Source organism: Rhodococcus sp. P3_B8 (assembly GCF_056402775.1).
The window spans coordinates 1-11,173 of the sequence record NZ_JBFUGT010000212.1 but is presented as its reverse complement, the minus strand read 5'-3'; the positions used below and the strand labels follow the sequence as shown (position 1 = coordinate 11,173).

Sequence of the window (11,173 nt, the reverse complement as noted above, 5' to 3'; positions counted from 1 at the left end):
TACAACGACCTCCCGATCGTCTGATGCAGCGGTCTCTCGGTAACGATAGGGGAGATTCGCCCGATATCGTCATCAACTGCGGCGTGGGAACTTGATCTCAGTCCCGGGTTGATCTAGCAGGAACCCCGACGCGAGGCTCGAAAACAGGAGGAACCCGCATGAACGCTGTGTCGAGTTCGGCCATCGCCCGTCCGCGCGTCCTGCTGATCGACGCGGATGTCGAGAGATCCCTCGTCGAGCGCCTCCGGGACGCGGGGTTCTTCGTCACGAGGACATATGCGGAGCCGGTGCGGTCGCGGATCGAACCCCCCGATGTGGTGATCGTCGACGCACGATCACCACATCTCGACGCCGACACCACGGTGCGTGCGTTGAAGGCGATGCGATTCGCGCTCGCCGTTGTGGTGATCGGCACGTTCCGTTCCGGCAACCGGCGCAGCGACCTCCTCGAGGCCGGCGCCGACGATGTGATGGAGATGCCTGTCGGGGCGGACGAGCTCGTCGCACGGCTCCGCGCGATCCTCCGCCGGGTGAAGCCTGAGGTGCCCGCGCAGGTGCCCGACGGCGCGCAGGACGTCTGCCTGTGCGAGGAACCTCACGAACCCGACCACGACGGGCTCCGCACCACGCTGACCAGGACGGAATTCGTCCTCTTCACCGTGCTCGCGCAGAATGTCGACCGGGTCGTCACCCGCCGCGACCTCATGCTCATGGTGTGGGGTGTGACGGTCGAATCGAAGACGAACGTCCTCAATGCCTACGTCTGCTCCCTGCGACGGAAACTGGTGGCCGTGGGATCGCCGTACGTCGTCCACACCGTGCGCGGCGTGGGATTCGCCCTCGGCGAGGTCGAGCGTCCAGGGAGCATCGATCCGGTCCGTCAGGTGCCCGTCGCCGCCTCGTGACCCCGACCCGGCGGCGCGAAGAATGCGAGCGCGCGTGCGAGCACTACCTCCGGCCGCTCGTCGACGAGGAAGTGTGAGACGCCCTCGACGACCTCGACACCGAAGTCATCGGTGTGCTTCTCGAATCCGCCGAGGAACTCCGGGCGCACGATGGGGTCTTCGGCGCCGATGAGCACCCGGGTGGGGGTGCCGAGCCGGCGGTTCCGGTACGCGCCGGACATGATCCGTGCGGCCTCACGCATGATGAAGCATCGGTAGAGAGCGGACGCCGCGTCGGCGCGGGCAGGTTCGCGCAGCTGGGCGGCGAACATCTCGATGTCGTTCTCCGAAAAGGTGTTCCGGTTCGTGGTGAAACCCCGCAGCAGGTGGTAGGTCAGTCGTTGACGCCCCCGTCCGAGCAGGCGTGGACCGAGGAACGGTGCGGCGATCACGGGTTCGAACCAGCCGTGTCGTGCGATCGTCAGCAGCAGCCGTGGATCGAACCGAACGAACGGGTGGGGGACACCGAGACTCACGTATTTCCGCACACGGTGCGGCGCGCACAGGCACAGCTCGTATCCGAGCAGAGCGCCCCAGTCGTGCGCGATCAGGCAGACCCGGTCGAGTTCGAGCGCGTCCAGCAGCGCGACGACGTCGGCGAGCAACTGCTCGCGGGTGTATCCGGTGGGCGGGGCGTCCGTCCAGCCGGCGCCGCGCAGATCCGGGCAGATCACCCGGTAATGCGCGGCCAGCCCGGGGAGGACCCCGCGCCACTCCCACCAGTTCTGGGGGAAGCCGTGGAGTAGCACCACGGGTTCGCCGTGACCGGCCTCGGCGACGTGCATGCGCAGGCCGGGGAGTCGGAGGTAGCGGTGCCGAACACCGTCCAGTGCGGGAAAGGTGTTGTCCGGCTCGCCGTTCGGTCCGGAAACTCTGTCGTGTCCGCTGGCCTCGTGTCTCATGACATCACGCTACTACGATCATAGTGTCAAGTCACTATGTTTATAGTTGCGTGTGACGCCAACGAGAACGACAGCGCTCGACGCAGCGATCGACCTGGTCGGAACCGAGGGACTGCGATCACTCACCCACGCCCGGGTCGACGAACGCGCCGGCCTCCCGAAGGGGACGACGTCCAATTACTTCCGCACCCGGGCGGCGCTGCTCTCCGGCACCGTCGACGCGATCGTGGAACGCGAGATGGCCGAAGTCGGTGTACTGGCACCGACATCCGCAGACGACCTCGTCGACGCGCTCTGCGGTCTGATCGACTACACGACCGTCGCCAACCGAACCGTCACCGCCGCACGGCTGGTCCTGTTCCTCGAAGCCAGCCACGACCCCGCTCTCCGGGAGGCGCTGGCACGGGGGCGCGCGGCCATGGAGGCGTCGGCCGTCTCGGCATTCCACCGGCTGGGAGCACGGGATCCGCAGACCGCCGCCACCGCAGTCATGGCCTGCGCAGAAGGCCTGATCCTGCATCGCATCGCCCGACACGACACGACGGATCCGCGGCCGACGTTCGAGCTGGTGGTCCGGGCCGCGCTGAGCTGACGGCCCGTGTTCGCCGGCGAGATTCGATACCCGGATCGGTCACCTCCGGTCGCGCCGGCGGAAACCGATCAATCCCACTGTGATCAGTGCGACCGCGAAAACCAACTCCCACACGATCGGTGCCGGGTCGAATGCTTCTCCAGGCAGTTTCGGAAGATGACTGAATGTTTCCAGGTCGAGGACCCAGGCCGGGAGGCCGGAGAGAGCGCCGACCATGAAGATCAGGATGAACGTCACATAGACGGCCCATGCGGCAGGCGCGAGGCGGGGCAGCAGTCCGAACAGTGCCACGGTTACTCCGGCCGATATCCAGATCGCGGGAAGCTGAACCAGCGCGCCGGCCACCGTCGCGGGGAACTTGCCCGCGATGTCGCCGACGGCCGCGCCGTACGTCACCCCGACGGAAACACCGGCGACGGTGATCGCGACGGCCGGGCCGAGCACCGCGAACAGCAGGTGGCTCAGTGCCCACCGGACGCGGCCGACCGCGTTGCGCGATCACCGGCTCGCCGCGTTGCGCGGCTTCCTCGTAGTGGAGCCGGAGTGCGGCGGAGATCGCGTAGGCCGACGCGGCGATGCCCAGCATGGTGAGCGCGAAGGCGACGAAGACGTCTGCCACGGTTGCATTTCCGCCGAGGCGGGCGAGGACGTCGTTGATCGTCCGGCTGTCGCCGAGTTGGATGCCGAGCCCGTGAGCGGCGCTGCCGAACAACAGTCCGTACAGGAGCAGGGCGACGGTCCACGCGAGCAGTGTCCCGCGGTGCATCCGCCACGCCAGACCGACGGGCCCCGCGAGAGCAGGCCCGGCGGTCTCGTCGCCGGGGCGTTCGGCGATGAGACCGCCACCGATATCGCGGCGGCGGAGCAGCACGTAGGCGGCGACGGTCGATGCCGCGGTCCCTGCCACATGCAGGAGAAGTGTCCACCAGCGCTCCTCGGCGAACGGGCGCAGCTGCAACGACCAGCCCTGCGGCGACCACCACGACAATGCCCCGGAACCGGCATCACCGACGGCGCGGAGTGCAAAGAACACTCCGAGTGCGCCCAACGCGAACCCGCGGGCCGTGCGGGCGGAGGTGGTCAACTGCGCGGCGACGCCGGCTCCGCCGGTGAACACGAGACCGCTTGCGGCCAGGGCGGCTCCGTAGCCGATCGAGCCGGCCAGCGGCAGGTCGAACATGCGCAACACGACGCCGAATGCGGTTCCCGTCACAATCGACGCACCCGCGGCCACGACGATCGCGGCGGTCAGTCCGGCGTACCGGCCGACCGCGGTCGAATCGATCAGCTCGGCGCGACCGGATTCCTCCTCGGCCCGGGTGTGCCGGATCACGGTCAAGATCACCGCGACGGCGATCACGGTGTACAGCGCACCGGCTTTCCAGATCGCCACCGCCCCGGGACTGGGGTTGAATATGGGTCCGTACATGGCGATCTGGGCGGGACTGGCGGCGGTCGCCGCCGCAAACTCCGCTGTCGACCTGACAGTGCAGCATGCTGCCGTTGATCACGATATCCGCGACGCCGGGGATGTGGTGCAGGTCGACCGCGTCGCCGAGCAGTTCGGCGGTGATCGACGTGCGGCTGAGGTGACGCATCGAATCGACGGCGCCGCTGTCGACTGTCTTGCCTTCACGGATGATCGTCACCCGATGGCAGAGCGCCTCGACCTCGGAAAGGATGTGGCTCGACAACAGGATGGTGGCGCCGCGGTCGACCGCTTCGCGGGCGCACTCGCGGAATACTTGCTCCATCAATGGGTCCAGACCGGAGGTGGGTTCGTCGAGGAGCAGAACCCTGGCGTGTGACGAGAGGGCCGACACCAGGGCTACCTTCTGCCGGTTACCTTTGGAGCAGCTCCGCGCCTTCTTGCGCGGATCCAGATCGAACCGATCGATGAGTTCTCCGCGGCGTTGTTCGTCGAGTCCGCCGCGCAGTCGTGCCAGCAGGTCGATCGTTTCGCCACCGGACAAGGATGGCCACAGTGTGACATCGCCGGGCACGTAGGCCACTTCACGGTGCAGCGCGACTGCATCAGACCACGGATCGCGACCGAGCATCCGGGCCTGACCCGACGTGGCGCGCAGGATCCCGAGCAGTACACGGATGGTGGTGGATTTTCCGGAACCGTTCGGCCCGAGGAAGCCGTGGATCTCGCCGGTGTCGACGGTGAGATCCAACCCGTCCAGTGCGTGAACGTGACCGAAGTGTTTGTGAAGACTGTGCACTTCTATGACGTGGTGCATGTCAGCTCCTGTCCTGCTCAACTGTCGCTGATCCACCGGCCGGTGTACTAGGGCCTTTCGTCCGCGTTCTTTCGTTGCCGCAAACACGCGCGACCATCGGGCGAGGTGGTGACCAATGACCCTGACGCGCCGATGGAGCCAGGACCCACACTGAGACTTCGGGGACACGGACCGGGAGGAATTTCCTGTGCGAACCGGCAGAGTGGCTGTTCTCGTCTTGGGCTGTCTGAGCGCCCTGACCGGGTTCGCGCTGCTCACTGCCGCGGTGTTTCTGGGGTGGGCCTACTTCATGCAACGCGACGGTGGGCACTTCACCTCGCCGCGTGAGCACTTCGAGACGAGTGAAAGTGCCCTGGTATCGGAGAAGGTCGATCTGTTCGAGGGCGCCGACTTGCCGGAAGGGTTCAGCACCGAGGACCTCGGCCGGGTACTGCTGCGAGCCACCGCGACCGATCCCAGCCAGGAGATCTTCATCGGGATCGGCCCTCGTGACGAGGTCGACAAGTACTTCACCGACGTTGCTCGCACCGAGGTGACAGACGTGCACTTCGATCCGTTCCGACCGACCTATCGGCAGATTCCCGGAACCCGGACCGCGGAAGCACCAGGGGCGCAGTCGTTCTGGTCGACCTTTTCATCGGGTCCTGGCACACAAGAAGTGCGCTGGGAGCTGCAGCAGGGTGCCTGGACGGCTGTCGTGATGAATGCCGACGCCGCCCCCGGGGTGTCGGCCGACATTCAGGCCGGGGCACGCCTCGCCTTCCTCGGACCGCTCGCTCTGAGTGTCCTGATCGGCGCAGTCGTCTTTCTGATCATCGGAATCCCGTTGATCGTGGCAGGAGCGATCGGTCTGGGTCGACACGGTCCGCCGCAACCGCATCCCGTCGGACGGGACGCAGCCGACGACACCCACCCCCAGGTTCCATGGACCGCCTATCCCAGCCGTCTCGTGGGCGAACTCGACGAACCACTGTCGCGATGGCTGTGGCTGGTGAAGTGGTTACTGGCGATCCCGCACTACTTCGTGCTCTTCTTCCTCGGGGTCGCGTTCGTCGTCACCACCCTGGTGTCCGGATTCGTGATCCTGTTCACGGCGCGGTATCCGCGGGCCCTCTTCGACTTCGGCGTCGGCGTTCTCCGGTGGTGGTGGCGCGTGCAGTTCTATACCTACTCGGCCCTGGCGACGGACCGCTACCCACCCTTCACCCTGAAACGTACCGACTATCCGGCGGACTTCGACGTCGATTATCCCGTGCGGCTGTCCCGCGGACTGGTGCTCGTGAAGTGGTGGCTGTTGGCGATCCCGCACTACCTGATTCTGTCGCTACTCGCGGGAGGGTGGTTCGGAAGCTGGCGTGCCGGAGCGTTCGCCACCGACGGTGCGCACTACGGGCAGACGTGGCTCGTCGGTTCTCTGCTCGGTCTCGTGGTGACCTTCTCGGCAATTGCGCTTCTCTTCACCGGACGGTACCCACACGGTCTTTTCGACTTCGTGATGGGCATCAACCGCTGGGCGTTTCGCGTCGCGGCCTACGCGACCCTGATGCGGGACGAGTACCCACCGTTCCGCCTCGACCAGGGACCATTCGAGCCAGATGAGCCCGGGCCACACTCGCGCGGAGACGATTCCGGTGCCGACACCTCTCCGGAAAGGCCCCGCCCATGAAAGTACTGGTGGCGTACGCGACAGCGAAGGGCTCGACCCGCGGGATAGCCGAGAGACTCGGGTCGTGTATCGAAGGTTTCGGGCAGGAAGTCGATGTGCGGGCGGCCGCGGACGTGTCACACGTGCACTCCTACGACGTGATCGTTCTCGGTAGCGCGATCCATGACGGGCAGTGGCTCGCCGAGGCCTCCGACGCGGTCGAGCGCCTGCGGTCGCAATTCGAGGGGAAGCGAGTGTGGGCGTTCTCGGTGTCGTCGGTGGGCGTCACCAGCACGACCCTGTCCAAGCGGCTGGCGCGTTTTCTGCGTCGCGTGACACCGGAGCCGCGAGCGGTGCGGTTGCTGCGGGATGCGGCCGATGTGCGCGATCACCGTTTCTTYGCCGGGGCGATCGCCCCGGGTGATTGGCCGGGATTCGGGCGAGTTGTCTTCAGGCTCATGGGTGGGCACTACGGCGACGCCCGGGACTGGGCGGACGTGTGCGCGTGGGCAGGCACCATTGCCGCCGAATCGACCCGGGACACGGAAAGACGGACCTAGATCCAGTGGTCGGCGCCGCCGAGGCATTGCTCTCGCGGTGCCGTGCCGGTGGAGGTGAGATCGGAGGAGCATCGATGAGTCCATGGAAGAGGCGTGTGACGTGGTCGAGTCTGACAACGCCGCAGCGCGCCGCGCTGGTCGTGGCGGCGGCGGTGCAAGTGGGGCTGGCCGTGGCGGCCTGGGCAGATCTGGCGAAGCGTGATCCCCGCGAGATCAGGGGGAGCCGAACTATTTGGGCTGCCGTGATCGCGGTGAATTTCGTCGGGCCGATCGCGTATTTCCGGTGGGCTCGCCGTACCCCGGACGAGGCACGGTGAGGGCGCGAGAATCGTTCAGGACGACTCGATTCCCTCCCTCTGCTTGACCTCGCGCCGAAGCGCGTCGAGCTGCGGCGCAGTTCCGAGTGCAATGAGAATCGTGCCCGGGTCCAGACGTCGCTCCGGCGGGGGATTGGCGACGAACTGTCCCGTCGGCGACCGCAACGCCATCAACAGCGAGCCGGTGGCCGCCGCGAGGGCCGCTTCCGCCAGCGTCCGCCCGGCCAGCGGCGAACCAGCCGAGACCTCGACCTCCTCGATCCGGTAGTCCAGTGTCTCGTCGTGCATCACGACGTCCAAGAACTCGGCGACATGTGGCTGGAGTGCGAAGGCACCCATCCGGCGCCCCCCGATGAGTTGAGGGTTGACGACGCGGTTTGCTCCCGCCCGAATCAACTTGGACGTCGAACCATCGTTGCGGGCGCGGGCAATGATGATCAGATCCGGCCGCAACGCACGGCTCGAGAGGGTGACGTAGACATTGTCCGCGTCGGTGTCGAGCGCCGTGATCAGGGCGTGGGCACGGCCGATTCCCGCCGCTTCGAGAACCTGGTCGTCGGTGACATCCCCGACTATTGTCGGGACGTCGAGGTCGGCGAGGCGCTCCGGATCTCGGTCGACGACGACGACCGGCATCCCGAGCGTGGCCAGGTACTGCACTCCGGCCCGTCCGACCCGGCCGAAACCACAGATGATCGTGTGCCCGGTCGTCCTGCTGATGTGTCTGTCCATTCGCCGACGCTCCATGTGCTGACGTAGATGTCCTTCGATGAGTGCTTCGAGGATTACCCCGAAGGTGTATAGCGCCGTACCGACACCTGCCAGTATGAGCAGGATCGTGAAGATCTGGCCCACCGCACCGAGTGGGTGGACCTCACGAAACCCGACCGTGCTGATCGTCGTCACGGTTTGGTACAGCGCATCCAGAATACCGAAGCCCAGGACGACATACCCGAGCGTGCCTGCAACGACGACGAACCCGAACGCCCCCAGTGCGCGGCCGATCCTCAGGAGGGGACTCATCACGGTCCGCCCGGCCGGGACGGCGGTGGAGGCGTCTCGTCTCGTCACCGGCGCACGATCAGCAGCGGGCAGGTGAGCGCGTGGAGGAGCGCCCGACTCGTCGAACCGAGCAGCAACGAGGTGAAACCACCCCGCCCATGGCTGCCGGTCACCACCAACTGCGCTCCCTGCGATTGCTGAAGCAAGTGGTGAACCGGTCGATCTCGGACGACAACTTTGCGGACGGACACGTCCGGATACTTGTCCTTCCATCCGGCGAGGCTCTCCGACAGGACCGCCCGTTCGGCGGTTTCGATTGCCGACCAAGGAAGTTCGTTGTCGCTGAGATCGGCTGGTGCAATGGCGACACCGACCACCACCGGGCCGTCCAATGGCGGCGCGTCCATTTCTGGCATTCCGCGGATCACCGCCACCGGGCACGCTGCATGACTGGCTGCTGCGGAGCTGACCGATCCGACCAGTCCGCCGGTGAACTCTCCGAGGCCACGCGAACCGACGACCAGCATGCGAGCCGACTCGGCGGCGTCGAGTAGGGCCCGCACGGCCGAGCCGTGACGCAGCGACGTCCGGAGGGTGAGGTGGTTGCCGGGCACGCTCCGCCGGGCGAGTTCGGCGGCCGTGGCGAGACGCTGAGTGCCCGCATATTCCACGCCGCTGAACACACCTGCGGAGAGGTTGACGGCGTCGCCGAACGTACCGGGCGCCGTCAGGAGGGAGGACACCAGAAGTAGCGGGACTCGATGGTGGACGGCCGCATCGGCGGCCCAGCGCACGGCGTCGAGCGATTGCGCCGATCCGTCCACACCCACGACTATCGGTGAATCAGTCTGCATGTCGATTCCTCGTCTCTGTTCGGTCGTGCCGGCCACGTAGAGAATGTGCCACCGCCGCGTGACCGTCTCGACAGGGCACACAGTCTCCAAATCGCGGAGCGGCCGCTCACAGCGAGTTCACACCGTGGAGAAGCAGGGCGGGCAAACCCGGGACCATCAGTCCGACACCGACCGACACGATCGCGGCGCCGACGACCCGATGATGCGGATTACGGAAGACGCCGAGTCCGATGAAGACGACCGCTGCTGCGCCCCCGAGGACGGTGAGGGGAGACGTCACCGACAACGCCGCGAAGCCCACGAAGGCGGCGGCCGCGACCCATGGCCATCGCAGATCTCCGGCGTCGAGATATTGTGCCTGCATGACGGCTCCTCTCCTCGTCCACCAGCGTCGGCGTGCCACCATCACGGGACAAGGGTCCTAGGGCCTCACCTCGTCGCATTCCTCGARCGATCCCCCGGAAGGGTCCAAATGCCCTGGTGACGAGATCGCCGGTGCGCGATCGTGGAGTGAGCACGGAGGTGAAGAGAATGGTCAAGCGTTGGCTGGTCATGGAGACCGAGAACGACGACCTGCGAATGCCGTTCGCTACTCGTCTCGCGGGGGCCGGACGGCATCTACCCACGACACATCTCACGACCACGGACCTGATGTCGACCACCCGGCACTCGACTCACATCGACCTCGAGCGGCTCACCGGGATCCGCGAGCGCCGGGTGTCGGTGGGGGACGAGGACTCCTACACACTGGCGATCTCGGCGGCACTGGATTGCCTGGAACGGTCGAACCGGGACGCCGGGTCGATCGATGTGGTGGTCAGTTGCAGCATCACCAAGTTTCACGGCGGTCTCACCCAATGGCTGGAACCGACGATGAGTAGTGCGGTCGCCCAGGCGATCGGCGCGCCGGGGGCGATGACCTTCGATCTCTCGAACGCGTGCGCCGGCATGTTGACCGGTGTGACGGTGATGAACAACTGGATCCGTCAGGGACTCGTCGAACGGGCACTTGTCGTCAGTGGTGAGTACATTTCGCAGCTCGGACAGAATGCTGCCCAGCACATCCGGAACATCATGAGCAAGGAGCTTGCGTGCCTCACGCTCGGGGACGCCGGGGCCGCGCTGCTCCTCGAACGTGCCCCTGCCGGATCGGCCGGGATCGGTTTGGCCGGATTCACCACCGTCGCCGACTACAGTCGGCTCTGTCTCGCGTACCCGAAGGGCGGCGACCCCGGCGCCCGGATGTTTACCAACTCGCGGGGGATCCAGCGGGCAGCGATCGCGGACACCCCGCTGTTGTTGCACGAGGTGCTCGACGCCGCCGGGATCTCCCTCCACGACATCGATCACGTGATCACACACCAAACCTCGGCGCGGGCGATCCGCAAAGGGATGGCCGAGGTGACCGCCACGCTGGGCGATTCTCCACGGCACGACGCGGTCATCACCGTCGACCGCTACGGAAATACGGCCTCGACGACCCACACCGTCGCGCTCGTCGAGGAACTCGAAGCAGGCCRCATCCAAGCGGGTGAGACCGTGGCGTTGATCGCCCTCGCATCGGGTTTGGAGATCGGCGTCGTTCTGTTGACCCTGGACGAGGAATTGGTGGCACGCTATGGGCACAGTCATTGATCGGCTCGACGTCACACGAGGCGGCTGGCGTACCCGCCACAGTGCATTGCATCTCGCGGTGTCGGCCGCCCAGACCTGCCTCGAACGGGCCGGTCGGAATGCCGATGACCTGGACCTGCTCGTCAACGTCGGGTTGTACCGCGACCGGAATCTGGGAGAGCCCGCCCTCGCGGCGCTCATCCAGGAAGATATCGGTGCCCACCCGGAGGACCCCCACGACGACACGCACGGGACCTTTTCCTTCGATGTCGCAAACGGATCCTGTGGGGCTCTCAACGGTCTGCAGATCGTCGACGGATTCCTGCGGTCGCACACGATCGACTGGGCGCTGGTGGTTGCCAGTGATGCCGATCCCGGACGTGGGATGAGCGAGCACTTTCCGTTTGCGCCGACGGGTGGAGCCATCCTCTGCCGCTGGACCGACGACGAATTCGGCCTGGGGCCCGTCCATTGGGTGAATTGCTCCGATGCCGGTG

11 protein-coding genes and 2 pseudogenes are annotated in these 11,173 nt (G+C 66.3%); 7 read left to right on the top strand and 6 right to left on the bottom strand.

Annotated features, from left to right (window positions below; translation table 11 throughout):
• Positions 1-158 precede the first annotated feature (158 nt).
• Complete coding sequence (locus tag AC1D1G_RS33805; RefSeq protein ID WP_280783195.1) at positions 159-905, top strand: response regulator transcription factor; 747 nt, start codon at positions 159-161, stop codon at positions 903-905.
• Here AC1D1G_RS33805 and AC1D1G_RS33800 read toward each other — a convergent pair.
• Positions 881-1,846, bottom strand: coding sequence for an alpha/beta fold hydrolase (locus tag AC1D1G_RS33800; RefSeq protein WP_477955475.1), 966 nt, complete (start codon positions 1,844-1,846; stop codon positions 881-883). The genes AC1D1G_RS33805 and AC1D1G_RS33800 overlap by 25 nt on opposite strands.
• Positions 1,847-1,898: 52 nt before the next feature.
• Between AC1D1G_RS33800 and AC1D1G_RS33795 the strand changes: the two genes are divergently transcribed.
• Positions 1,899-2,438 carry a TetR/AcrR family transcriptional regulator gene (locus AC1D1G_RS33795; RefSeq protein ID WP_477955473.1) on the top strand — a complete coding sequence of 180 codons (540 nt, stop codon included), beginning with the start codon at positions 1,899-1,901 and terminating at the stop codon, positions 2,436-2,438.
• Positions 2,439-2,477: 39 nt separating this feature from the next.
• Here the strand turns inward: AC1D1G_RS33795 and AC1D1G_RS33790 are convergent, their stop codons facing one another.
• Both AC1D1G_RS33790 and AC1D1G_RS33785 read right to left on the bottom strand, forming a co-directional pair.
• Positions 2,478-2,882, bottom strand: coding sequence for a hypothetical protein (locus AC1D1G_RS33790; RefSeq protein WP_477955472.1), 405 nt, complete (start codon positions 2,880-2,882; stop codon positions 2,478-2,480).
• Positions 2,883-3,910: 1,028 nt separating this feature from the next.
• Positions 3,911-4,684 (bottom strand): annotated as a pseudogene (locus tag AC1D1G_RS33785) (ABC transporter ATP-binding protein); the annotation flags it as partial.
• A gap of 187 nt (positions 4,685-4,871) precedes the next feature.
• Here AC1D1G_RS33785 and AC1D1G_RS33780 point away from each other — a divergent pair.
• From AC1D1G_RS33780 to AC1D1G_RS33770, 3 genes are all read left to right on the top strand, one after another.
• Positions 4,872-6,350 carry a DUF4389 domain-containing protein gene (locus AC1D1G_RS33780; RefSeq protein ID WP_317567272.1) on the top strand — a complete coding sequence of 493 codons (1,479 nt, stop codon included), beginning with the start codon at positions 4,872-4,874 and terminating at the stop codon, positions 6,348-6,350.
• Positions 6,347-6,889, top strand: coding sequence for a flavodoxin domain-containing protein (locus tag AC1D1G_RS33775; protein ID WP_317567273.1), 543 nt, complete (start codon positions 6,347-6,349; stop codon positions 6,887-6,889). The genes AC1D1G_RS33780 and AC1D1G_RS33775 overlap by 4 nt, the downstream gene beginning before the upstream one ends.
• Positions 6,890-6,963: 74 nt before the next feature.
• Positions 6,964-7,206, top strand: coding sequence for a PLDc N-terminal domain-containing protein (locus tag AC1D1G_RS33770; RefSeq protein ID WP_317567274.1), 243 nt, complete (start codon positions 6,964-6,966; stop codon positions 7,204-7,206).
• A gap of 15 nt (positions 7,207-7,221) precedes the next feature.
• Here AC1D1G_RS33770 and AC1D1G_RS33765 read toward each other — a convergent pair whose 3' ends face one another.
• From AC1D1G_RS33765 to AC1D1G_RS33755, 3 genes are all read right to left on the bottom strand, one after another.
• The gene (locus tag AC1D1G_RS33765; protein WP_477955477.1) at positions 7,222-8,229 is read right to left on the bottom strand and encodes a potassium channel family protein; all 1,008 of its coding nucleotides are present in this window, start codon (positions 8,227-8,229) and stop codon (positions 7,222-7,224) included.
• Between the two features lie 44 nt (positions 8,230-8,273).
• Positions 8,274-9,062 (bottom strand): universal stress protein, encoded by a 789-nt coding sequence (locus AC1D1G_RS33760; protein WP_477955470.1) that lies wholly within the window; start codon positions 9,060-9,062, stop codon positions 8,274-8,276.
• Between the two features lie 106 nt (positions 9,063-9,168).
• Positions 9,169-9,426: a hypothetical protein gene (locus AC1D1G_RS33755; RefSeq protein WP_317567277.1), complete on the bottom strand. Its 258-nt coding sequence runs from the start codon at positions 9,424-9,426 to the stop codon at positions 9,169-9,171.
• 167 nt (positions 9,427-9,593) lie between these two features.
• Between AC1D1G_RS33755 and AC1D1G_RS33750 the strand changes: the two genes are divergently transcribed.
• Both AC1D1G_RS33750 and AC1D1G_RS33745 read left to right on the top strand, forming a co-directional pair.
• Positions 9,594-10,697, top strand: coding sequence for a 3-oxoacyl-ACP synthase III family protein (locus tag AC1D1G_RS33750; RefSeq protein WP_477955469.1), 1,104 nt, complete (start codon positions 9,594-9,596; stop codon positions 10,695-10,697).
• A pseudogene (locus tag AC1D1G_RS33745) lies at positions 10,681-11,173 on the top strand (3-oxoacyl-ACP synthase); the annotation flags it as partial. The gene AC1D1G_RS33750 and the pseudogene AC1D1G_RS33745, both read left to right, overlap by 17 nt.